The sequence below is a fragment of the Plesiomonas sp. ZOR0011 genome (genome assembly GCF_000800945.1).
Classification (GTDB): Bacteria; Pseudomonadota; Gammaproteobacteria; order Enterobacterales; family CAMTGL01; genus Plesiomonas; species Plesiomonas shigelloides.
In genome coordinates this window covers 148,023-173,121 of the sequence record NZ_JRKB01000035.1, presented here as the reverse complement: position 1 = coordinate 173,121, position 25,099 = coordinate 148,023, and the positions used below count along the sequence as shown (strand labels likewise).

Annotated in this window: 19 protein-coding genes; 6 read left to right on the top strand and 13 right to left on the bottom strand. The window is 50.3% G+C overall.

Features of this window, described 5'->3' with window-relative positions:
- Window positions 1-597 precede the first annotated feature (597 nt).
- Window positions 598-1,266, top strand: a complete 669-nt coding sequence (locus L975_RS07015) for a VWA domain-containing protein (protein WP_039046723.1) — start codon at window positions 598-600, stop codon at window positions 1,264-1,266.
- Window positions 1,263-2,345, top strand: a complete 1,083-nt coding sequence (locus L975_RS07010; protein ID WP_052181321.1) for a hypothetical protein — start codon at window positions 1,263-1,265, stop codon at window positions 2,343-2,345. The genes L975_RS07015 and L975_RS07010 overlap by 4 nt, the downstream gene beginning before the upstream one ends.
- A gap of 150 nt (window positions 2,346-2,495) precedes the next feature.
- On the opposite strand, the gene L975_RS07005 is transcribed toward L975_RS07010, so the two are convergent.
- The 6 genes from L975_RS07005 to L975_RS06985 form a co-directional block, all read right to left on the bottom strand.
- Window positions 2,496-3,035 (bottom strand): DUF1097 domain-containing protein, encoded by a 540-nt coding sequence (locus L975_RS07005; RefSeq protein ID WP_052181320.1) that lies wholly within the window; start codon window positions 3,033-3,035, stop codon window positions 2,496-2,498.
- A gap of 170 nt (window positions 3,036-3,205) precedes the next feature.
- Window positions 3,206-3,748: a cell division protein ZapC gene (locus L975_RS07000; RefSeq protein ID WP_010863983.1), complete on the bottom strand. Its 543-nt coding sequence runs from the start codon at window positions 3,746-3,748 to the stop codon at window positions 3,206-3,208.
- A gap of 123 nt (window positions 3,749-3,871) precedes the next feature.
- Window positions 3,872-4,882, bottom strand: coding sequence for a quinone-dependent dihydroorotate dehydrogenase (gene pyrD, locus L975_RS06995; protein ID WP_010863984.1), 1,011 nt, complete (start codon window positions 4,880-4,882; stop codon window positions 3,872-3,874).
- Between the two features lie 219 nt (window positions 4,883-5,101).
- On the bottom strand, window positions 5,102-5,317 hold the full coding sequence (locus L975_RS18710; protein ID WP_010863985.1) for a DUF2835 family protein: 216 nt from the start codon (window positions 5,315-5,317) through the stop codon (window positions 5,102-5,104).
- 85 nt (window positions 5,318-5,402) lie between these two features.
- Entirely contained in the window at window positions 5,403-8,009 is a 2,607-nt protein-coding gene (gene pepN, locus L975_RS06990; RefSeq protein ID WP_369795319.1) for an aminopeptidase N, read from the bottom strand.
- A 189-nt stretch (window positions 8,010-8,198) separates the two neighbouring features.
- Window positions 8,199-8,750, bottom strand: a complete 552-nt coding sequence (locus L975_RS06985) for an NUDIX hydrolase (protein WP_047707881.1) — start codon at window positions 8,748-8,750, stop codon at window positions 8,199-8,201.
- Between the two features lie 225 nt (window positions 8,751-8,975).
- Here L975_RS06985 and pncB point away from each other — a divergent pair, with 225 nt between their 5' ends.
- Window positions 8,976-10,181, top strand: a complete 1,206-nt coding sequence (gene pncB / locus L975_RS06980) for a nicotinate phosphoribosyltransferase (RefSeq protein ID WP_010863988.1) — start codon at window positions 8,976-8,978, stop codon at window positions 10,179-10,181.
- Between the two features lie 141 nt (window positions 10,182-10,322).
- Window positions 10,323-11,666, top strand: coding sequence for a DEAD/DEAH box helicase (locus L975_RS06975; protein WP_047707879.1), 1,344 nt, complete (start codon window positions 10,323-10,325; stop codon window positions 11,664-11,666).
- 147 nt (window positions 11,667-11,813) lie between these two features.
- Here L975_RS06975 and pntB read toward each other — a convergent pair whose 3' ends face one another.
- The 6 genes from pntB to L975_RS06945 all read right to left on the bottom strand — a co-directional run bounded on the left by pntB (window position 11,814) and on the right by L975_RS06945 (window position 19,498).
- Window positions 11,814-13,190, bottom strand: a complete 1,377-nt coding sequence (pntB, locus tag L975_RS06970; RefSeq protein WP_010863990.1) for a Re/Si-specific NAD(P)(+) transhydrogenase subunit beta — start codon at window positions 13,188-13,190, stop codon at window positions 11,814-11,816.
- Between the two features lie 10 nt (window positions 13,191-13,200).
- Window positions 13,201-14,736, bottom strand: coding sequence for a Re/Si-specific NAD(P)(+) transhydrogenase subunit alpha (gene pntA / locus L975_RS06965; RefSeq protein WP_010863991.1), 1,536 nt, complete (start codon window positions 14,734-14,736; stop codon window positions 13,201-13,203).
- Window positions 14,737-15,170: 434 nt separating this feature from the next.
- Window positions 15,171-15,842 (bottom strand): hypothetical protein, encoded by a 672-nt coding sequence (locus L975_RS06960; protein ID WP_010863992.1) that lies wholly within the window; start codon window positions 15,840-15,842, stop codon window positions 15,171-15,173.
- A gap of 391 nt (window positions 15,843-16,233) precedes the next feature.
- Window positions 16,234-18,255, bottom strand: coding sequence for a carboxy terminal-processing peptidase (gene prc, locus L975_RS06955; protein WP_039046728.1), 2,022 nt, complete (start codon window positions 18,253-18,255; stop codon window positions 16,234-16,236).
- A gap of 20 nt (window positions 18,256-18,275) precedes the next feature.
- Window positions 18,276-18,947, bottom strand: a complete 672-nt coding sequence (gene proQ / locus L975_RS06950; RefSeq protein WP_010863994.1) for an RNA chaperone ProQ — start codon at window positions 18,945-18,947, stop codon at window positions 18,276-18,278.
- 80 nt (window positions 18,948-19,027) lie between these two features.
- A complete protein-coding gene (locus tag L975_RS06945; RefSeq protein WP_010863995.1) occupies window positions 19,028-19,498 on the bottom strand; it encodes a GAF domain-containing protein in 471 nt (156 codons plus the stop codon).
- A gap of 172 nt (window positions 19,499-19,670) precedes the next feature.
- Here L975_RS06945 and yebS point away from each other — a divergent pair, with 172 nt between their 5' ends.
- Together yebS and L975_RS06935 are read left to right on the top strand one after the other, a co-directional pair.
- Window positions 19,671-20,909 carry a membrane integrity lipid transport subunit YebS gene (gene yebS, locus L975_RS06940; RefSeq protein WP_047707877.1) on the top strand — a complete coding sequence of 413 codons (1,239 nt, stop codon included), beginning with the start codon at window positions 19,671-19,673 and terminating at the stop codon, window positions 20,907-20,909.
- Window positions 20,881-23,529 carry a PqiB family protein gene (locus tag L975_RS06935; protein ID WP_156121120.1) on the top strand — a complete coding sequence of 883 codons (2,649 nt, stop codon included), beginning with the start codon at window positions 20,881-20,883 and terminating at the stop codon, window positions 23,527-23,529. Before yebS ends, L975_RS06935 begins: the two co-directional genes overlap by 29 nt.
- Before the next feature lie 675 nt (window positions 23,530-24,204).
- Here L975_RS06935 and L975_RS06930 read toward each other — a convergent pair.
- The gene (locus L975_RS06930; protein ID WP_039046575.1) at window positions 24,205-24,525 is read right to left on the bottom strand and encodes a phage holin, lambda family; all 321 of its coding nucleotides are present in this window, start codon (window positions 24,523-24,525) and stop codon (window positions 24,205-24,207) included.
- Window positions 24,526-25,099: the final 574 nt, after the last annotated feature.

Sequence of the window (25,099 nt, the reverse complement as noted above, 5' to 3'; positions counted from 1 at the left end):
TATCTTTTGGATATCAGCATTCTCAAACGAGTGCCCACACAGATTGTCTGATTAACTTTTTAAAGAGCAATGTCGCTTCACGTCCGATTTGCTTTCGCGTTTCGTTCCGTGCCGACAGGGAACGCATTATAGGGAGGTGCCGAAAAGACGCAAGGGCTAAATCACATTTTTTATCGAAAAACGTATCAAGCGCGCAAACATTGAACTAAATCACAGTTTTGTGTATTTAATCACCGATTTATAGCCAATACCTCATACCTCTGGAGTCTCATTTCGCTCGAGGAGGACGATTCCCCATACGTTTTCTCGTTTTTCATCGCTCTTTCATCTTCTTTTAGCTTCCTTGATACCCTCTGCCATCTCTACACATACATAAAGTACACCGATAAAGACCCCCCAACTCAGAGTTAATGAGTGCTTAGACTCGGATGCATCACTCAACAACGGGAGTTTGTAATAAATGACTGGTTTATCGCAAAATCCTTCAGGATACGTTTAATAAATGGCGTAATCATGACGCTTATATCCAGCAATTACCGATCATTTCGCCTGCCGCGCTGCATGCGCTCTCAGGCCCGTTGAAAGAACACACCATCAATGACCAAGCCGCTACAGTCTTATTACGATCTGATTGATAACCCTTCGCACCGCTGCCCCTGCATCTTGGTGCTGGATACGTCCTACAGCATGTACGACATTGCTATCCGCGAACTAAATCAGGGGTTGCAGCAATTCATTCAAGCGGTGAAGCATGATGATTATGCGGGGCAATCAGTGGAAGTGGGCGTGGTGACGTTTGGTCATCGAGTGATCCCGCAACTACCGCTGACCCCCGTTCGACAAATTGAGAACGTAGATAACTTTATTGCCAGTGGTGATAGCCCGATGGGCGCCGCAGTACATGCCGGTTTGGATATCTTGGAAGCGCGTAAACGTGCCTATCAAAAAGCGGGAGTGGCTTACCACCAGCCGTGGCTGATTTTGATGACAGATGGCGTGCCTACTGATGAATGGCGCTCGGCAGCTGTACGTTGTCAGACTCTGGCCGATCAGAAAAAACTCTCGGTGTATTCGATTGCCATGGGCCCAGATGCGGATTTAAATGTGTTAACGCACTTTGGTGAGCGTAAACCGATGCGCCTACGCGGACTACGTTTTCGCGAGTTTTTCCAATGGCTGTCCGCCAGCATGGAGCGCCTGAGCCAATCCCATCCAGATATGCCAGATACCGAAGAAGTTGATACCTTAGGTTGGGAAGCGCTGTGAATCCGGGCGATAAAATTCTGGATATTCACGGCCATTTTCGCCGTTTAGGGGCATACATTGGCCGCGGCGGTGAAGGCACGGTATTTGCCCTGCAGCACCAGCCAGACATTCTCATCAAATGTTACCACGCTGGACGTAGAGCGCTGCCCGCTTACAGTAAAGAGCAACGAGCGAAAATCACCCAACAGATCAGCATGTCTGCTGCGCTACGTACGTTGCCGTTAGCCTGGCCGCGGGTACTGATTTTTGATGAGCTGCAAAACTGGCTGGGCTATGCCATGTACCATGCGCGTGGATTTCCGCTGGCCAAGCTGATTCATCCTAATTTGTATCATCAGCATGCGCCGGCACTCAATCGCATCGAGTTAGTGGGCTATCTGCTCAATCTACTGGCCACGCTGGATGCTTTGCATCAGCAAAATATTTTTGTCGGCGATCTAAATCCGCACAATTTGTTGTGCGACCCGCATATCGGCACAGTCACATTGCTCGATTGCGACAGTTTCCAAATCCCACATTCTGATGAGCAAGTTTTTGCCTGTACCGTTGGTCACCCAAGTCTGCTGCCGCCCGAATTTCGGGGGAAATCACTGAAAGAAACGCGACGCAATGCCGCCTCTGATTGCTACGCCGTGGCGATGATCACCTTTATGACGTTAATGATGGGGCGACACCCATTTGATCATCAAGGAGGGGAAAGCTTAGCGGATAATATGACGAAGGGCTTTTTCCCTTATGCGCGTTGTAACATTAGTGCCGATGGCCAGCACCATATTCCATTAGGTGAATGGTACTTATTGTGGCAAATGATCCCTGATACATTGCAGCAACTGTTTGAGCGCTGCTTTATTGAAGGCCTGCACCAGCCAGAAAAGCGCCCCACTCTGACTGAATTCCGGCAACATTTGCAGCATTACCACGGCCAGCTGGTCAATGGCGAGAAAGCACCATGTTTAGGGATCCCTCGGCGCATGGCGCTTGAGGCACCCTCTTCAAGCGAATCTAAGCCAGTCATGCTGCGCAGGGCCACACCCGAGCGAGATGTAGTAAGCCGAGTGGTTGAAAGCATCGTTATCTAAGCGATGTATAGCACTAAACAGGCAGCTATAAAGAAAACAATAAGTAGCATGCAAAACATCATGCTACTTAGTCTAATAAGCGTTATTTAAGATAAGCGATGTGCTATTTAGGGAAGGAAATGCACTCATAGCAGACGACTGCCATGGGCATCACGCAGACTGTACCGATTTCTCTGCACTTTTTTCTTCGACACCTTCTTGTATCGTCACGTGCTGTTCTGACTGCATATTTTTCTTCTGCACTAATTTGCCATGCAGCCAAACACCGCTGGCTTTCATGCTGTAACCAAATACCGCACCTAACACCAGCGATGGCACAACCACCTGCCATTGGCCGTTAGCTGCAAAAGTCGCACAGCAGCCAATGAATGTTCCTGGAATGAATTTCAGCCAGTTTTGCTTGGCTTGGATACACATAAAGAAAGAGACGACGGCGGTCAGCATATAACCGGCGATTTCCAGATGCGGAGTTAATGCGCTGCCATGCAGGATCACCATCGCCCAGAAAACACCGCTCAGATTAGTCAGCACGCTAAGCAGCAAGCCACGTACCCCATCGACTGGAGACGCAAAGTAGGTGGTGCAGCCGAGGAAACCCGCCCAACTGAGCAAACCGAGACTGACCGCAATCCAAGCCCAAAGACCAGAGAGAAGACCGGTAGTCAGTGCGATTGCCATAAGAATGCTCATACTTTTGCGCTCCGTAGTATAGAAGGAGCGAAGTATAAGGATCTGACTATTGTCAGATAAAGAGGTACATCAAACTTTTATGCAAATACTCAGCGTGAAAATCACCGCAAAGTGACTTACATCACACAATTTATGTATTTCACATACTCAGCCATGCTGATGAAACGCGATTAACCCGCACACGCATACGCCCCATAGGCCAGCGTAGAGGCTGGAGACAGGCGATCATTCATCACCTTAATCGGCTCGCCGAGAGCCAGAGGGCGATCATTGAGGATCATCTGTGGCTGGGCAACTAAGCACAAACTGGCGTTACCGCTATTTTCCACCACAAACAGCAATACTTTTTCTTCGCTATCAACCAATTGTACTTGAACCAATTCACCCATTTCCGGTGAATAACCATGATTGATTTGGGCAAAATACCAGCTCTTTGGCATTACCGGTTTTAAAAAGCGTTGCGCGGCAACGGCGTTTAAAACTAATTCTGCTTTCTGTGCTGATGTCAGTGGGCTAGCGTGTAAGCCATCCATATAATCATAATATTGCGCTGTATCTTCGACCGTAAATGCACAGCCAGAAAAAATATCCGCAATCAAAAAACGACCCGCGAGCCGGGAGCGAAATACCATTCCATTGGCAAGATCGAGCATTAAACGGTCAAACTCGGCGTCAAAATACCATTTCCAGCGATCGTCCGGCTTGATTTTCATTATCAGACCTAATGTATTTTATCAGTGTAGACAGTGTGTTTTATAAAACGGCAAGGTACAGGATAAATGTAAACCAGACAGGCGTTATTGCAAACCCCTGTCTGGCCTTTTATGCAGAAATAATCAGAGATGGGACACAATATCTTTAATTAAACGCGGACCATGATAAATAAAGCCAGAATAAATCTGCACCAGTGATGCTCCCGCAGCCATTTTCTCACGCGCGGCAATGGCTGAATCAATCCCGCCGACACCGATTATCGGTAACTGCCCTTTCAGCTCAGCGGATAATTTACGGATCACTTCAGTACTACGATGCTGTAACGGTCGGCCACTTAATCCACCCGCTTCTTCGGCATGCTTATATCCTTGCACCAAACTACGGTCTAACGTGGTGTTAGTGGCAATGACACCATCAATTTTATAGCGCACCAAGCTATCGGCAATTTGGATTAACTCTTCATCGGTTAAATCTGGTGCAATTTTCACCGCCACCGGTACATAACGGCCATGCTTTTTATGCAGCTCTTCTTGGCGCAATTTTACGCCTTGCAGCAAATCATCCAACGCTTCGCCATATTGTAATGTACGCAGGCCCGGCGTATTTGGAGAGGAAATATTGATCGCAATATAACCGGCATGCTCGTACACTTTATCCATACAAATCAGGTAATCATCTTTACCTTTCTCTACCGGTGTATCTTTGTTTTTACCAATATTGATGCCGATAATGCCATCGTATTTCGCCTGTTTTACATTCTCGACCAGATAATCGACACCCATATTATTAAAGCCCATCCGGTTGATGATCCCTTCGGCTTCCAAAATGCGGAATAGACGTGGCTTGTCATTACCCGGTTGCGGACGTGGCGTTACGGTACCGACTTCGATAAATCCAAATCCCATCGCACCCAATGCATCGAGGCAATCAGCGTTTTTATCCAGACCCGCGGCTAAACCCACTGGATTTTTAAAGCTCAAACCCATGCAGCTGACAGACTTATTGGGGATATTTTGACGGATGACGTATTCGAGGGGAGTGCCGGTGATCAGCTTAAGATTATGAATGGTTAAATCATGAGCGCGTTCTGGCTCAAATTGAAAAATGGCTTGTCGGGCTAAACGGTAAAGCATGATACCTCTCCTGATAAACACGCGGTCACGAATCCTGCGCATCAACGGGAGGGCTACACAGCAGAGGGAGAAAAAAGCAGTACCGGTCTGTGTGTTTCCTCACCCGGAACTGCGCAATCATCAAGCATAAACGAGCTGAATGCCCCGGTCAGAAACCGGAGTCGCATTATGGTCAAGTTGATCGGCTTTGTCATTGTGTTTCGTCAATTTTTGTCACTTTCAGCAGCGTTGCAGACTAACAATGCTGTTTTGCGCATTTATTTCCAGTCGAAAGCGACCATTAACACCGTTATGTAGCAAAAATGTACGAAAACGGGCCGCCGGTAAACTCAGCCGCTTTCCCTCTTCAGACCAGACCAAAATTTGCCGAGCTTGACCATGGTAGTGGTGTAAAAAGGTTTGATAATCAATTGAAAGGGAAAAATGGAAGATCATCGCAAACAATACGGCAGGTTGCCCTGCCGTATCCGGTTAAACAGACAAATATGCTGAAAAGTAGGATTTTATCCCCTCAGCAGGCTTAGCCTAAAGACTTGGTGATTTTTTCAAACAAATCACGTGCCAAATTGTCCAGTTTTTGTAAACGTAACAGCTGCTCGCGCATCAATTGCTGACGTTCGGCGTCATAACGCCCCAAGCGGATCAACGGCTCAATCAACCGTGATGCCACCTGAGGATTACGGCTATTCAACTCCACCAGCACATCGGTCAGGAAGCGATAACCCGAGCCATCTTTAGCATGGAAGGCCGATGGATTACCCGATGCAAAAGCACCAATCAGAGAGCGCGTACGGTTCGGATTCGCCAAGCTGAATGACGGATGCTGCATCAACGCTTTCACGTTTTCCAGCACATTGGCCGCCGGACTGGTTGCCTGCAACATGAACCACTTATCCATCACCAAGCCATCATGCTGCCATTTATCCGCAAAGTGCTGCATCAGGTTGTCACGGCATGGCAACTCGGCACTGACAGCGGCAGACAGCGCGGCCAGCGTATCGGTCATGTTATCGGCCTGCTCGTATTGACGACGCACCAGTGCGTCAGCCCCTTCAGCAAAGGCCAAATAACTGAGACAAGTATTACGCAGCGCACGACGAGCAATATCAGCATGCTCAACACGATATTCTGGCAAAACATGCGCTTGATACACAGCGCGCAGTTCATCGTTTAATTCCAACACCAGCTCATCACGAATAAATTCACGCACCGCGCGGATCGCATCCGGATCAATCAGATCGAACAATTCCGCCAGCTCGGTCTCTTTCGGCAATGTCAGGATCAAGGCCGCCAAGGCCGGATCGAGCTGCTCATCCAGCAATACTGCACGGAATGCATCCACTACCTCAATCGGCAACTCCAGCGCATTACCGGCCTGCCAGTTAGCGACATTCAAACGCACATATTTACCAATCAGCATTTGCGCCGCATCCCAACGTGCAAAGTCATTGCGAGCATGCGCCATCAGGAAAGTCAGTTGCTTATCGGTGTACGGGTAATCCAGTTTCACTGGCGCAGAAAACTCACGCAGCAGTGAGATAACTGGCGCTTGCGGCACCTTTTCAAAGACGAACGTTTGCTCCGGCTCAGTGACATTCAGCACCGAACTCACCGCCTGCCCCCCACTTTGCAGCGGGATCACCGCGCCATCTTCGGCATAAAGCTCAATATCTAGTGGAATATGCAAAGCCAGTTTTTCGGTTTGTTCTGGCGTTGGCGGCGTACTTTGGCGCACATGCAGACGATAAACCTGCTGCTTAGCATCATATTCATCACGCACCTGCAACTGCGGTGTACCGGCTTGGCTGTACCAACGGCGGAATTGGGTCAAATCGATACCCGAGGCATCTTCCATCGCTTTGACAAAATCTTCACAGGTTGCCGCACTGCCGTCATGACGCTCGAAATACAAGCGCATCCCCGCTTGAAACGCCTCTTCACCCAGCAAGGTGTGCATCATGCGAATGACTTCAGAGCCTTTCTCGTACACGGTCACGGTATAGAAGTTATTCATCTCGATAACTTTATCCGGACGGATCGGGTGGGCCATAGGGCTCGCATCTTCAGCGAACTGTGCACCCCGCATCACTCGCACATTATTGATGCGGTTAACCGCACGTGAGCCCAGATCAGAGCTGAACTCTTGATCGCGGAACACAGTCAGCCCTTCTTTTAGACTGAGCTGGAACCAGTCGCGACAGGTCACGCGGTTACCGGTCCAGTTGTGGAAATATTCATGCCCAATCACCCGTTCGATATCCAGATAATCGGTATCGGTAGCGGTTTCGGCTTTTGCCAGCACAAACTTGGAGTTAAAGACGTTCAGCCCTTTGTTCTCCATCGCGCCCATATTGAAGAAGTCCACCGCCACGATCATGTAGATATCCAGATCGTATTCCAGACCAAAACGGCGTTCATCCCAGCGCATCGATTGCTTCAAGGATTCCATCGCCCAATCGGCGCGATCCAGATTACCGCGATCGACATACAGCTCCAGCGCGACATCACGACCCGAGCGCGTGGTGAAAGTATCACGCAATACATCAAAATCGCCCGCCACCAGTGCGAACAGATACGACGGTTTCGGGAATGGATCAGACCACTGCATCCAGTGACGCCCATCCGCCAGCTCTCCGCTCGCCACACGGTTCCCGTTAGACAGCAGGTACGGATAACGCGCTTTATCGGCGGTGATTTTGGTCTGATAACGCGCCAACACATCTGGGCGGTCAAGGAAATAGGTGATGCGACGGAACCCTTCCGCTTCACACTGGGTGCACAGTGCCTCACCGGATTGATACAAGCCCGACAGCGCCGTATTTTTCGCTGGGCTAAAACGCGTGATGATGGTTAACTCACACTCCGCCGGCAAACCGTTGATGGTCAGACTATGGCTATCTTGCTGATAATCCGTCACTGGCTGGCCATTCACGGCCACGGAAACCAGCGTCAGCCCCTCACCGTTAAGTACCAACGGCTGGGCATGCTCACTCTGACGAACCAGATGGCTAACGGCAGTCACCACGGTATCATCGGCGGATAAATCAAAATCCAGCGCCACATCAGTAATGGTGTAATCTGGCGCGCGGTAATCCTTGCGATATTTAGCTTGCGGCTCGGTCTGCATTTGTTGCGTCATTATTCTTCTTCCCTCTGCAGTATTTAGGCTGTTTTCATCTTCAACACGCGCAGTAACTCATGTTGTGACTCGCACTCTCATTGAAATTAAAAGCGTGAGATTCATGCTGCGATAAACATATTGTGCGATGAATTACTTGCAGCCTGTCATAAAAATAAGGTTGTGGTCAAACACCGTTTATAAGCCAAAACGGCTTCGCTCCGCAGCCAGACATAAAATACCCATAATAGTATAACCATCGGTAATTATGCCGCTTTTCACCATCTGCAAAACATCATCAAACGGATAGCGCTCTACCGTAATATCTTCCGACTCTTCCAAAGTCTGTTCCGCTTGGCTTAAGCCAGTAGCCACAAACAGCGCACCGGTCTCATTGGTGATGGAATTCGAGACATGGAAACCCAACAGCAAAGGCTCAATGGCCTCCGCCAGTAGACCGGTCTCTTCTTGCAGTTCGCGGCGCGCGGTATCAAACCAGTTCTCACCGTGCGGACAACCGCCTTCCGGCAGCTCCAACGAGCTATTGCAGCCGGTTGCATAACGGGTTTGCCGCACCAAGGTGATAGAGCCATCCGCATGCAAAGGCACGATACCTACGCCACGGTTTTTGAACTCCACAACCCCGTACAGCGCCGGATTGCCGGCCGGATTAATGACCTGGTCTTCCCGCACCCGCATCCACGGGTTTTCATAAACAGTTTTGCTTTCAAGGGTTTGCCAAGAGGACATATCTTGCCGCCTGTCTTAATTCGTTTCGACTGAACACGAGGTCTATTGTATGCAAGCTGGCAGAGGATGGCGCAAAAATAAAGAATAAATACAGAGACAAAACATTACATACGGTATGTTTGTCTGCTTTGCAGTAAATAAACTTGACGGATGTCATACTGTTCTGAGGTATACTTGCCGCAGTGGTTAACAGCCAGTGTTTATAAAGGATATTGTACGGTAATTATGACTCAATCCGTAATCACGCCGATTTTGTCGTCACTGCTCGACACTGATGCTTATAAGCTGCATATGCAGCAAGCGGTTTACCTGCTCTACCCGGATACTCCGGTGGTAGCGGAGTTCCGCTGCCGTGGCGCGCACGCGCTGAGCCGCTATGCGCATGAAATTGCAGCCCAGATTGAGCTGATGGCCGATCTGTCGCTGAGCGACGAAGAATACCGGTACTTATCCGGCCTGCCGTTTTTCCGTGCCGACTACCTAAACTGGCTCAAGAATTATCGCTATAAGCCTGAGCAAGTCACCGTGAATGTGGTGCAAGGGCAACTGGCGCTGCATATTGAAGGCCCATGGCACGAAGTGATCATGTGGGAGGTTCCGCTGTTGGCCTTGATCAGTGAGATCAGCCAGCGTCACCGCTATCCACATATCACAACTGAGCAAGCGGTCAGTCATCTGCGTAACAAGCTGGCAATTTTTGAAGCCAACTCGGCAGATCTGAATATGGATCAGTTCCGTTTGGTCGACTTCGGTACTCGTCGCCGTTTCTCTGCCGATGTGCAACACGCCGTTATCAGTACATTGCAGCAAGAGTTCCCGGGCTTTTGTGGCACCAGTAACTACCACTTAGCGCGGCAGTTGAACCTGACTCCGGTCGGTACCCAAGCCCATGAATGGTTCCAAGCGCACCAGCAACTGAGTCCGGCGCTGGCACAAAGTCAGCGCGCCGCACTGGATGCATGGCTTAAGGTGTATCCAGACTCACTCGGCATTGCGCTGACAGACTGCATCACCATGGATGCGTTCTTGCGCGATTTCGATTTGCGTTTTGCCACCCGCTACCAAGGTTTGCGCCACGACTCTGGTGATGCCATCGCGTGGGGTGAAAAAGCCATTGCGCACTATCAAGCGCTTGGTATCGATCCGCAGAGCAAAACGCTGGTCTTTTCCGACAATCTGGATTTGGATAAAGCCTTGGGCTTGTATCGCCACTTCCACCATCGGATTAACATCACGTTCGGCATTGGTACTCGCCTGACTTGCGATATTCCAGGGGTTGAACCGCTGAACATTGTGATCAAATTGACTGAATGCAACGGTAAGCCCGTGGCCAAGCTGTCTGACAGCCCAGGGAAAACCATCTGTCAGGATCCACAATTTGTTGCCGATTTATGCAAGGCCTTCTCCCTACCACTGGCCTGCAACGGCTAAACTGACAGTAACCGCCTATCACAACAGGGAATATTCCTATTGCGATCAAGGCTACAGCTGCCGTATTCAGCATTATCGAATTAACATGGACGGAGCCTCTGCTCCGTCCTGTGTATAGAACATCTTTTCGGAGTAACAACCTTGCGTTTTGACGAGCTTTCTCTCGACTCACGTCTGATCAACACCATTAATAACCTCGGTTATGAACAACCAACCGAGATCCAGCAAATGTGTATTCCGGCCGCCATTACGGGGCGAGACATCATCGCGTCATCGCAAACCGGCTCCGGTAAGACCATGGCGTTTTTGCTGCCTATGATGCAACGCCTGCTGCGTGAGCGTGCCCGTCAAAAGCGCGATCCACGCGCGGTGATCCTCGCGCCAACCCGCGAACTGGCGCGTCAGGTTTATGCTCAACTGCGTTTTTTGCTGGCAGGTAAAAATCTCGATGCCGCACTGCTGCTGGGCGGCGAAAACTTTAACGACCAAATTCGTGCACTGCGTAAAAATCCACATATCATCATCGCGACACCGGGTCGTTTGGCGAACCATCTGAAAGAGCGCAGCATCTACCTGAACGGGGTAGAAATGCTGATTATGGATGAAGCTGACCGGATGCTGGATTTGGGTTTTGCTGAAGAGCTGAAAGCCATTAACCAATCGGCCGATCACCGCCATCGTCAGACGCTGATGTTCTCCGCGACCATTACGCCTGACGTGGAAGCGTTGGCATTTGCCGCGCTGAAAAACCCACGTCGTATTGCGGTGGGTGATGCGATGGCGCAGCATGCTGACATCACGCAGCGTTTCTATCTGGCCGATCATTTGGATCACAAGCAAGCCCTGCTCTCACACTTGCTGAGCAACGAAGAGTATCAACAGGTGATCATTTTCACCGCCACCCGCTCTGATACCGAGCGTCTGGCCGACATGCTCAATCAGCAAGGTCTCAAAGCCATTGGCCTGAGCGGTGAGCACAGCCAAAGTGCCCGTAACAAGATCATGGATGACTTCAGCCGTGGCTGTTACAAAGTGCTGGTAACCACCGATGTGGCCTCCCGAGGTCTGGATCTGCTGAATGTCTCTTTGGTGATCAACTTTGATATGCCAAAACAGCCGGAAGAGTACATCCACCGTATTGGTCGTACCGGTCGTGCAGGCAGCAAAGGCAATGCGGTATCGCTGGTCGGTCCGAAAGACTGGGAAAGCTATGAGCGCGTGAAAGCTGCGGTCAACCAACCGCTGGACTTCTCCATCATTGAAGGCCTGACCGGTAAGTTCCAAGGTTTACGTAAGAAAGTTGCCAAGCCGCAGATGAAGAAAACGGCTAAGCCAGCCAAAGCGTCAGATAATAAACCGGTGAAAGCCAAACCACGTGCGGCGCGTAAATTCACCGCCGGCACGGATGCGGGTATGACGATGATGAAGCGTAAGCCAAAACAGTTGATTGTTGAGCGCGCCGATCCGGATCTGCCAGAAGAGTAAGCCTTTTACTTTACTGACCGCACTTCCTGCGGAGATACAGTACAACGGCTACCGCGCGATGATAGAAACACATACAGAAAAGCCCCGCCAAATTGGCGGGGCTTTTTATTCGCTGCGAGCTACGCGATGATTTCTATCGGCAAGCGCTTATAGCGCGCGCAAAATAGCATCCACGCTGTCTTTGGCATCGCCAAACAGCATCTGGGTGTTTTCTTTGAAGAACAGTGGGTTTTGCACGCCGGCATAGCCGGTGTTCATGGAGCGCTTAAACGCCACCACGTTCTGTGCTTTCCACACTTCCAGAACCGGCATGCCCGCAATCGGACTGTTCGGATCTTCCAGCGCGGCAGGGTTCACGGTGTCATTGGCACCGATCACCAACACCACATCGGTATCAGGGAAGTCTTCGTTGATCTCATCCATTTCCAGCACGATGTCGTACGGCACTTTCGCTTCGGCCAGCAGAACGTTCATGTGTCCTGGCAAACGGCCGGCAACTGGGTGAATACCAAAACGCACCTGTACGCCTTTTTCACGCAGTTTCTGCGTGATTTCCGCGACTGGATACTGCGCTTGTGCAACCGCCATACCGTATCCCGGAGTAATGATAACTGAGCCTGCGCTCTTGATCAGCTCCGCCACTTCTTCAGCGGTCGTTTCACGGTACTCGCCCATCTCTTCATCACCACTGGAAACCGCACCATCGGTACCGAAACCACCGGCAATTACGCTGATGAAAGAGCGGTTCATCGCCTTACACATGATATAAGACAGAATCGCACCAGAAGAGCCAACCAGCGCACCGGTTACGATCAGCAGATCGTTCGCCAGCATGAAGCCCGCTGCGGCAGCTGCCCAACCGGAGTAGGAGTTCAGCATGGAAACCACCACCGGCATGTCAGCACCACCGATAGAAGCCACCAGATGCCAACCAAACGCCAGCGCAATCAGGGTCATCAGCACCAGAACGAACGTACCACCACCAGCGTTCAAGAACACCAACAGCAGCAGGAACGATACCACCAGCGCCGCCAGATTCAATTTATGGCGATGCGGCAGCATCAGCGGTTTAGAGCTGATTTTGCCACGCAGCTTACCAAACGCCACGATTGAACCGGTGAAGGTCACGGCACCAATGAAGATCCCCAAGAACACTTCGGTCAGGTGGATATTCAGCAGCACGCCTTCGGTCGCGCCGTGGTCAAAGTAGCTGTTAAAGCCCACCAGAACCGCCGCCAGACCCACGAAGCTGTGCAGTACCGCAACCAGCTCAGGCATCTCGGTCATTTCAACGCGCTGAGCCAGACGGATCCCGATCGCACCACCGATAATCATCGCCAGCAAAATCCAAGCAACACCGGCTGAGTGTGGACCTAAAATGGTTGCCACCAGCGCGATTGCCATACCGGTAATACCATACCAGTTACCGGCTTTAGCCGTTTCGTGCTTGGACAGACCGGCCAGACTCATAATAAACAGCACCGCAGCCACAATATAAGCTGCTTGTACCAATCCTTCAGACATGTGCTACCCCTCAGTCCCTTCTGAACATCTTCAGCATACGCTGGGTGACGGTGAAGCCACCGAAAATATTAATACTGGCGATCAATACCGCGATAAAGGCCAAGAACGACACAAAGCCATGTCCTTGCCCAATTTGCAGCAGCGCACCGACCACAATGATGCCGGAAATGGCGTTGGTAACAGACATCAGCGGGGTATGCAGAGCATGACTGACGTTCCACACCACGTAGTAACCTACGACGCAAGCCAGAACAAATACGGTGAAGTGAGACAAAAAGGCCGCTGGCGCCGCGTTAGCGATCCAACCAAACAGCACAATACCAGCAGCCATCAGACCGTATTTCTTGGCCGGAGACGCCGGTTTCTCTTCCACTTTCGCCGCTTGCGGTTTGGCAGCCGCTTGCTGTTGTGGTTGAGCCGAGACTTTGATCGCCGGAGGTGGCCAAGTGACATCCCCCTCTTTAATCACAGTCACGCCGCGCAGCACCACATCCTCGAAATCGATATTGATGGTGCCATCTTTTTCTTTGCACAGCAGCTTAAGCAGGTTAACCAAGTTGGTACCGTACAGCTGAGAAGACTGTGTCGGCAGACGGCTTGGTAAATCGGTATAACCGATAATCTTGACCTGATTGTCAGTGACAACCACTTTGTCTGCTTCGGTCAGCTCACAGTTACCGCCGGTCGCCGCAGCCAGATCCACAATCACGCTGCCTGGCTTCATGCTGGCTACCATTTCGGTCGTGATCAGTTTTGGTGCTGGACGGCCAGGGATCAGCGCCGTGGTAATAATGATGTCCACTTCTTTGGCTTGCGCCGCAAACAGCGCCATCTCAGCTTTAATGAAAGCTTCTGACATCACTTTGGCGTAACCATCGCCACTGCCCGCTTCTTCTTCAAAATCCAGCTCGAGGAACTCAGCCCCCATACTCTGAACTTGTTCTTTTACTTCCGGACGGGTGTCAAACGCACGCACAATCGCGCCCAGACTGCCCGCAGCACCGATAGCAGCCAAACCGGCCACACCAGCACCAATGACCATCACCTTGGCTGGCGGTACTTTACCCGCGGCGGTGATCTGACCGGTGAAGAATGAACCGAACTCATGCGCGGCTTCAACCACGGCACGATAACCGGCAATGTTAGCCATCGAGCTTAACGCATCCAGTGATTGGGCGCGGGAGATACGTGGTACCGCATCCATCGCCATCACATTGATTTTACGCTCAGCCAGTTTGGCCATCAGCTCCGCATTCTGGGCTGGCCAGATAAAGCTGATTAACGATGCACCTTCTTTCAGCAGAGGAATTTCCGCATCCTCAGGCGCATTCACTTTTAAAATAATGTCAGCGTTCCAGACATCCGAAGTCGGGACAACTTGCGCGCCGGCAGCAACATAGGCTGCATCATCAAAGCTAGCAAGGTGACCGGCTCCCTGTTCAATGACAACACTGAACCCCAATTTCAGCAGTTGTTCCACCGTTTTCGGTGTGGCAGCTACCCGCGATTCATTCGCAAGTCGTTCCTTTGGTACACCAATCTGCATAGTTATTCCTTCAATTGGCATCAGTTAGCGAAAAAAATAATCCGCACCAGTGCCTGAGTCCTGTCACTGGTGTTGTACGCTATCACATCCCCGAAAGGGATTGCCTGCGTTGCTGCAGTTACCCACAGCTCCCCTGCATAGATGTGTCCTCCTTAACCCATAACAACAATAACGTCAGCAATGACAAATAAAATTTCTGAAAGATTATTGCGCAAAAGCTGTAACCACAACGCAACGTCATTCAAAATTTAGAAAATAAACTACTGAAATTATCCGAAGGGATCTACTAATAACAGGTCGAATCAGAAGTTACTGATTAAATTCACAACGAAATGGGGGAAAAGCAACAAAAAAGTGGGCAAATACTCGGCAGTTACATCTTCTGTGCCGGTATCTGACCACTTAGAGAAAAGGAATAAGCACTTTCTTGCAGGTTAGCGTTTAACAAGTTCTATGTGACTATCGAACAAGTTATCGTTCAAAATCAGTTCATTATTTTGCTGTGAGATGTTCAATGACTGACGGCCATTCGGGTAAAACAGCACGACTTCGTGATTTTCATAAATATACAAACCACGGTTTGTCTGTAATTTTCCATCTTTTCCCACACTCTGCGCTTCAAACTGAAAGTCCGGCAGGAAGTTGACTTCAAAGCTATGCAAATGGGAGGTCACATCACTGCCCGTGATTTCTGCACTACGCCAAGCGCCGAGCAATTCCGCTGGCGGCAGTTTTGAAAACATCACATTGCCCATCACAAACTGATTTTGACTCAGTTGGAATTGCAGCATCTGCGGTTGATCCCCTTGCGGATACAACGTCAGGTATTCACTGGTAATGTCATACCGCCCCTGCCAGACATCATGGTTACCGTCATCACGTTGCAGCACAAAGATAAAATGGTTTTTCGAATCAAAGCGAATCGACATCATACGATAGCTAAATTCGCCCAGTGGGATGGCTTGATTGTCTGGCGCACGCCAGATCCAGTCACCGACGATGTACGGCTCGTCAAATGAGTTGAGAGATTGATCCAGCTCGGCCCGAGCCGGTACAGAAAAACTCATACTGGCACACAGCATCAACATCATCAGTGATCGGAGCATAAGCCCTCCGGTAAGCGCATGGCTGCATAATAGAGACCCTGATATATTGACGTTAGTCACAGATAACTTTTTTCACCGTGCATATTAAAGATATTTTTTGCGAAGGCGGTTTCACCGAGCCGCGCTCATGTCTTTTTCCGCCCTCATCACGTCATCACGTCATCACGTCATCACGTCATCACGCAGCAAATCACACTCATTGGGCGAACAACGGCGAATCAGGCCGCAAGCAAAGATAAGGCTGGGGGAATGGGAAAAAAACAGAAAAGAAAAACGCCGGATAGCACCGGCGTTTTCGGGTTTACAGCACAACTCTCATCTCTGGCCAGATTAGAGACTTGTCTCTCTACTGGCGGATGTGTCTGTCGGCTTATCTCGTTTGTCTGACGACTTAGGATTTTGCCGGTTGCGCCTTGGCTTGATCTTTAGCCAGATCCAGCGTGATCTTCACGGTTTCATCCATGTACGGATCCGGATCTTCATAATCTTTCGGGATCGCATCCAAGGTCTTGACCGCCGGTTTACCCGCACGTGCCAAACGCTCATTTACACGCTTGAGTCGCAGGGCATCTTCTTCCTGATTTTCTTTCTGCCGCTCAGCCAGATTCAGCGAGATCTTATTCTCTTTGGCTTTCAGCGCCTTATATTGGGCAATATCAGCCTGAATATAGCCAAATTCTGGATCTTTGGTGATACGCGACTGATGCTGCTTGGTCAGCTCAGGGACAAACTGCGTTGGCGTACCCGATTTGTCATACGGAGCTGGCTCAATGCTATCCCACGGCAAGGCGTTATCTTCAAACGCTTCGCCTGTGTCCGCCGGATCAACACCGGTAGGCATCACGATATCTGGGATCACCCCTTTGTGCTGAGTACTGCCACCATTAATTCGGTAGAACTTCTGGATGGTGTACTGCACATGACCAAGCGGTTTATCAAACAGATCGTAGATATGGTTCAGTGAACGGTGCTGCTGCACAGTCCCTTTACCAAAGGTCTGCTCACCGACGATCAATGCGCGGCCATAATCTTGCATCGCAGCAGCAAAGATTTCTGATGCCGATGCACTAAAACGGTCAACCAATACGGTAAGTGGGCCGTCATAGTAAGAAACGCCATCAGTGTCCGCATTGACCTTAATACGGCCATAGCTGTCACGCACCTGCACCACTGGGCCTTGTGGGATAAACAAGCCACTGAGCGCAGTCGCTTCGGTCAGTGCGCCACCGCCGTTACCACGCAGGTCAATGACGATGCCGGATACTTTCTGATCGCGCAGCTCTTGCAGGCGCGCTTTCACATCTTCACTCAAGCCCACGTAGAAGCTTGGGATCTCCAGTACACCGATTTTCTGTCCGTTAACTTCTTTGACGGACGCTTTCGCAGCGCGGTCTTCTAAGCGAATTTTATCGCGTACCAGCACTACTTCACGGGCTTTGCTGTCTTTACCCGCAGGCAAAATCTGCAGACGGACTTTGCTGCCTTTCGGGCCTTTAATGAGATCGACCACGTCATCTAAACGCCAGCCAATCACATCCACCATCTCTTTGCCTTCTTGACCGACCCCAATAATGCGATCGCCCACGGCAATATTCTTGCTGGACGAGGCAGGGCCTCCGGCCACCAGCGAACGGATCACGGTGTAGTCATCATCGGCTTGCAGCACCGCACCAATGCCTTCCAACGACAAGTTCATCTCGTTGTTAAACTGCTCGGCATTACGTGGGGACAGATAGCTGGTATGCGGATCGATTTCGCGTGAGAAAGCATTCATGAACAGTGAGAACACGTCTTCACTGTTGGTTTGCGCCAAACGGCGGATGGCAAAGTTATAACGCTTGGTCAGCGTTTCCTGAATGGCAGGCCAATCTTTACCGGCCAGCTTCAGACTTAGTGCATCAAATTTGACCTTTTCGTACCACAGCTTATCCAGCTCGGCTGTGGTGGTTGGCCACGGCGCTTTGGAGCGGTCAAGATCATAGGTCTCGTTGCTGGTAAAGGTCATTGGTTTGTCGAGCAAAGACAACGCATAGGCGTAGCGCTCATAGCGGCGTTTTTGCGACAAATTAAACAGCGCATACGCAGTATCTAGCTTTCCCTCTTTAAGTTCTTTATCGAGGTTATCGCGCTGTTTGGAAAATTGGTCGATGTCTGATTTAAGGAATACGTTGTGGTTGTAATCCAGCATTTTCAGGTAACGATCGAAGATCTTTTCTGAAAATTCGCTATTGAGATCAAACTGACGATAGTGGGAACGGGTGAAACGGGCTGTAATGCGCTTTTCCGCAGTGGGATGCTGCATTTCAGGGCCAAGCTGGGGAATGCTGCTCAACGGATACTTAGGCTCAGCAGCGTGCGCCCAGCAGGCCAGCATAAAGCTGGCCGCTAATGTTACTCGAAACAAATTTTTCATGCCTTGCTTCTGTCTCCGCCTCAGGCGAGCAAATGCTCAGCCCGAACAATCATTGCCAAACCGGAGGCCAGCTGGACACGTGCACCGTCTTTGGCTACTTCCAAAACAGTGGCATCCATCAGACCTTTACCGGCACGCACTTTAATCGCCTGACCCACGCTGAGTTGGGCAATTTCGACGCTTTGTACTGGTGTTTCGCTGATTTGCTTCTTCGGCTCTGCCGCAGAGACAGTACGTGAAGATTTGGCTTTACGCGCGGTAGCTGCACGCGCCGGGGTACGCGCTTCGGTGCGCTTCTCCTGACGTGGACGGCGAGGCGCTTTATCACCTTCTTCTTTCTTTGCAGCTGCACGCTTGGCTTTCACCCGTGCTTTCGCTTCTTCCAGTTGCTGGCGGGCATGATCGATATGCTGTTGATCCAGCTCACCGCAAGCATTGCCGTCTAAGTCAATGCGGCTTGCGCCCGCTTTGACACCATGCAGATAGCGCCAACTGGAGGTATATTGACGCAGAGCTGAACGCAGCTGAGTTTTGCTTACTCGAGCATCTTCACCTAAACGTTCTACTACGTCTTGGAAGATACCAATTTTCAGAGGGCGCGCTTCACCTTCGAGGGTAAAGCATTGAGGGAAACACTCTGCCAGATATGCAATAACTTCTTTGCTGCTGGTCAGCTTCTGTTGATTTTCCATGAAAAGTCCTGAATTACTACTTTTACGCCGACAGGCGCAGGCATGAACAGGCTGTATTATAGTGACCTGCTCCATAAAAGCTACGCATCAGCGTCTAAGAGTAGGCCTAAATCAATCACTATTTTTTCTAAGCCCTGTTGATCCTCTGCACTGAACCGTCCTAATGAGGGGCTGTCAATATCCAAAACCCCACAATACTGCCCGTTAACTTTTAATGGGATCACAATTTCGGAACGACTGCGGCTATCACACGCAATGTGTCCGTCAAAGGTATGCACATCGTCTACCCGCAACGTTTTTTGCTCGGCCAGAGCCGTTCCGCATACGCCTTTCCCTACTGGAATACGGGTACAGGCGATTTCCCCTTGAAACGGCCCTAAGACCAACTGCTCGCCGTCCAATAGATAGAAGCCAACCCAGTTGATGTCATCCAGCCGGCTGTTTAACAATGCGCCGGCATTCGCCAAAATCGCGATCAGGTTAGTTTCCCCGTGCAGTAATGCACTCATATCCCGCTGTAATTCAGCGTAAAACGCGCTCTTTTCTGACATTGTAGACCTTTGTTAACAACACGTAACGTATAATGCTACGTTATACGAAAATTTATCTGTTAATCAATCCGTAATCGCCTTTTTATGTATCTGTACGCTGCCGACTGACCTACGCAATATTCTTTGACAAATCATCGCCAGCGGGCGGTTGACTCGGTTAAACTAGTCAGCCATGCCAAAACATCATTTATCTCAGCTACGCGTGGCCCGCTGTGGCTATTGCGATTGCCTGCTGCAGATTCCGCCGTTGATGCGCAATCAAAATGCAGAATGTCCACGCTGTATGTCGGTCACCGCATACGGGCGGGATTGGTCATTGAACCGGTTAGCGGCGATTGCACTGGCGGCGTTGATTCTGATGCCGCTGGCCTGTACCGAACCGCTACTCAAAATCAATTTGTTCGGGGTCAACATCAATGCCTCCTTATGGGAAGGCTTATGGCAAATGGCTTGGCAAGGTTTTCCGGTTACTGCCACCTTAGTGCTGCTATGCGCAGTTGCCGCGCCCGCGCTGTTTGCCGGAGGAATTTTCTATCTCTGGATTGCACGGCGTTTTCGCTGGTCTTTACGCCCTTGCCTGCTGATCTTAGAAAAGCTCAAAGAGTGGGTGATGCTGGATGTCTATCTGCTGGCGCTCGGGGTAACCGCATTCAAAATTCGTGATTACGCGCTACTCAATGGTGGATTTGGCTTAATTCCGCTGTTTTTGCTCACCCTGCTGATGACGCTGCTGATGATCCACTTTAATCCAGCGCAGCTTTGGCAGCGTTACTATCCGATACCAGTTCCCTCATCCAACACGCCGCCAGAGCAAATTTTGCACTGCCCACACTGCCATTATTCTGGGCAGCCGAACGTGGCAGGGCGTTGCCCGCGCTGTTTGATGAAAATGCGTGCACGTTATCAGCAGAGCCTGCAAAAAACTTGGGCGGCGGTGCTGGCGGCCATTGTGATGCTGTTACCAGCAAACTTGCTGCCTATCTCTATTTTGTATGTGCGTGGCGTGCGTGCAGAAGACACCATCATGTCGGGGATTTTATCACTGGTTCAAAACAACAACGTGCCGATTGCCATTATTGTGTTTGTCGCCAGTATTTTGGTGCCGCTAGTAAAAATTGTGGTGATGCTGGCGCTACTGATTTCAGTACAGTTTCGCATTGGCTGGCGGCGACGCTGGCAATTGAATCTCTTTCGTTTTGTTTCAATCATCGGCCGCTGGTCAATGTTGGATCTGTTTGTTCTGGCATTGATGATGTCACTGGTCGATAGGGATCAGATCCTGTCATTTACTCTGGGGCCGGCGGCGTTCTTTTTCTGCGCCGCCGTTTATCTGACCATGCTGGCTGCAGAATGGTTTGATACGCGTTTAATCTGGGATGTCCATGCCAAACCAACAACCTCACGCACCTGAACAGCCGCCGGTCGCGGCAAAAATCAAAACCAAACGCCGGATTTCACCGTTTTGGATATTACCTGTGATTGCGGTGGCGATCGCCCTGAGTCTGGTGTACTACACGCTACGCGAGCAAGGTGAACAGATTTCAATTCACTTTAACTCGGCCACCGGTATCGTGCCGAACCGTACCCCCATTCGCTTCCAAGGGTTAGAAGTGGGGATGGTGCGTAAAGTCTCATTGGGCCCTAACCTGCAAGGCGTAACGGTTACAGCCGATATTTACAGCCAAGCGGTGGATACGCTGCGCCAAGGAACACAGTTCTGGTTAGTCACCCCGAAAGCCTCACTGGCCGGGATTTCTGGGCTGGATGCGTTGGTATCGGGTAACTACATCAATATGCTGCCGGGCGAAGGCGCGAGTGTCAGTCATTTCTCGGCGTTAAGTGCGCCACCGCGTTATCGTGAATCGACCGGTGATTTGCTGGTGCACTTGCGCAGTGATGATTTAGGGTCTCTCTCGACCGGCTCGCAAGTCTACTACCGCAAAATACCGGTGGGGACAGTGAATGATTATCGCATCGCGCCGGATAACGAAGGCGTGTTGATCGATATTTTGATTGAGCAGCGGTTCGCCAATTTGGTCAAAACCACCTCCCGCTTCTGGAACACCAGTGGCGTACAAGCCGATGTCAGTTTATCCGGCGCCAGCATCAAGTTAGAAAGCCTCAATGCGCTGATCAACGGGGCCATTGCGTTTGACTCGCCAGCCGATGCACCGCAGGCCTCCGATGATGCGTCCTATCCGCTGTATCCCGATTTAGCGGCTAGCCAGCGCGGGATCAGTGTGCACCTATCCTTCCCAAATGCTGGGGGATTAAAAGCCGGTAGCACGCCATTGATGTATCAGGGCTTGAAAGTCGGCCTACTGACTAACCTGGACCTACAAGATGTCAACAGCGTGGCGGGAACCTTGGTGGTAGACCCCTCCATCAAAGATTTGCTGCGCTCTGGCACGCATATCAAATTGCAGCGCCCAAGTTTTTCCCTTAGCAATCCCGCTGGCGTGAGCACCTTGTTAACCGGTCCAACCCTGCAACTGATGCCTGGGGAAGGTGCACCGCAACGGCGTTTCACGGTTGTGGATGATAGCCAGCTGCTGCAACAAACCGAAAATTCACTGCAATTTACGCTGCTGGCTCCGCAGTCATTTGGCGTGGATGTCAATCAACCCGTGTGGCTGAACGGGATCAATATCGGTCAGATTATTACGCGTGAGCTAACGCCAGAAGGCGTGCTGTTTTCCGTGGCGATAGAGCCGCGTTATCGGCATTTGATCCACGCAGATAGCCGCTTTGCCGCGGCCAGCCGAGTTGATGTTCAAGTGGGTTTGGATGGCGTGGAGGTCAAAGGCGCCTCAGCACAGGAGTTTTTACAAGGCGGCATCAATGTGATAGCCGGCGGTAAAGGCACGCCGAAGAGCCGCTACACCCTGTATGGCGATCTGAAAAGTGCGCGCGCCGGTATTGATTACGCTGATTTAAAACCGACCCTGACATTGCAAGCCAGTGAGCTGCCCGATATCCAGCAAGGCTCGGTGGTTTTGTATCGTAAATTCCCAATTGGTCAGTTGCTTTCTATCAAACCAACCGCCAAAGGCGAATTCAATGTTGCGGTATTTATCGACCCGCAGTACCGCTATCTGCTGACACCACAGAGCATTTTCTGGGCCGAGGGCGGCGCCAAGGTTGAGATTGGGGCCGGAGGCGTATCGGTACAAGCCACCCCGCTGTCGCGCGCACTTAAAGGTGCGATCAGCATGGATAACGTATCGGAAGCCAGTGTCGGTAAGGGTGAGCTACGCCGCTTGTATCCATCAGAACAGGCGGCCAAAGCCATTGGTCGCCAGATCACCCTTTTAACCGATGATGCTTCTAAGATCAGCAAAAATATGCCGATTCGCTATCTGGGGATCACCGTCGGACAAGTGATTAATACCGAGCTGACCCGTGATAACAACCATGTCGCCGTGCAGGCGATTTTGTATCCTAAATATGATGCGCAGTTTGCCCGGAATGCCAGCCGTTTTACGCTAGTTACACCGGAGATCAATACCACCGGGATTTACAATATCGAGAGCATTCTGACGCCATACATCAGCGCAGAGCCGGGCAATGGTAATCCGAGCCGCGAGTTTGAGTTGTTACCGCCCAGCATTGTGTCATCGCGTTATCTGGATGGCTTGACGCTTACGCTGGATGCACCGAATGTTGGTTCGTTGATTGTCGGCACACCTATCCTGTATCGCGGTATGGAGATTGGCATCGTGACCGGCTTTAATCTGGGCAAACTGGCCGATCGCGTACATGTGCAGGTACGTATTAACCGCCGCTATCAGAACCTGATTCGTCAAAATAGCGTATTCTGGCTCAGCTCCGGTTATAACGTTGATTTTGGTTTGTTCTCAGGTGTCGCCAGCTCCGGAACCCTGAATCAGCTGCTGCGTGGCGGTATTTCCGTGGCAACGCCACCGAGCGCGCCGCTAAAACCTATGGCCAAAGCCCGTGCGCATTTCTTGCTTAACCAAAAGATGCCGGAACACGCCGATAGTTGGCAAACCGCAATCCCGGTTGAATAGCCACGAGGCTACTGAGCGGGTTATGAGCGATGAATACAGAGTGTGAGAGAAGCGCTCACACCTAGGGAACAAAGAGGAATAGGATACGCCGCGCTAACGCTTAGCTATGCACGAGATATGGCATTTTGACAATTTTATGCGAAATCGGATGCATAGCTGGATTTATTACGCATCTCCACTACGCTTAGAAGCATGGATACCGCAACGGTTCTCCTGTTTTAATCAGTTAGCGCACGGCTCTGCAAAGAGCCATTCCCCTGGGCCAGATACAGGAATCGTGTCTGGCCTCTTTTTTATTTATTTGATTTTAAAAGAAAATTTGGCAATTTTTCTTATGCAGTAAGAATTTCGAGTGATTTTAAGCTTCTGATTAATAAAGAGAAAAAATTAGTTTTGGAGAAGGAATTATTCATATCAGTGAAACTTAATTCACTTTAAGACGTTATTTTGCATAAAAACAGCCAAAATTTTTGTCCGTAACGACCTCATAATCTGAAATTAAAAATTAATTTAAAATCATTAGGTTACAATAAACGGTCTTTCCTCTCTGACATTAGTGACTCCACCTTATCTTGCAGTGTTTCCCGCATTGCGACCAACTCTTGAATTGCACCTGTGCTTGACGATGCACTCCTCGCAGGTTTTCAAGGCTATGTTTGCCTAGATAAAACGACATCACTCCTCCTTAGGTACGTGCTTATTGAGGATCCGCAAAGCAACGATCTGCAGCTGCTTCACGCCGATAAAGCCCACCATGCCGCCAATAAACGCTGCCGCATCGACCGGTATGCCGAACCACTTCATTCCCGAGACAAAGGAAAGAGAAAGGGCGCCACATAGCGCCCCTTCTAAAATCATCGTTCGTTTGGTACCGCCACCGTAGAGAACACGGATAGCCGCAATGGTGAAGGCTAGACAAAAGGAATAGATAGTTGGTGAGTTCTGGTACGCCCATGCACATAGCATTGCCCAAATGCTGGGGTCTTTTTCCGGCATATAGCCCTCCTGAGCGTCATGGCAACGAGTCAGAGCTAACCAGTCGCATACAAAAAAGCCACCAGCACAAAAAGGCTGATGGCCGAAATTTGGGTACAAAAAAACCCGCTCGAGGCGGGTTTATGTCTATTGGATGCAGTAATCCACTATAGGATTTCGATATTAAATCTGCCGCAAAATGAAATCAAACCGTACTTGGTGCGATAACAAGTGCCAATAATCATTTGCCAGATGCTACATCCAGTTTTCACGTACATAGGTGTTAAACGCATTCACACCAAAACCAGGCTAAACACGCCAGCCAGCAATATGAATACTATCGCTCCGACCAGCCAGAACACCTCAGTAACATCAAGAATGGCATCCAAGGCATTATCAATAGTCGATTTTCTGCATCCCATGCAAATATCTCCTAACTACATCCAACCTGATAAGCTCATCCACCATACCATCCATGAATACTCCACTCTGTAACGTTCAATTTGTAACGTGAGATAATCCACGAAATGAGCGTTATGCCATACCTCACAAGTAATGCATTTGTGAGCAAACAGCTTAAACATAGCAGCCTGGA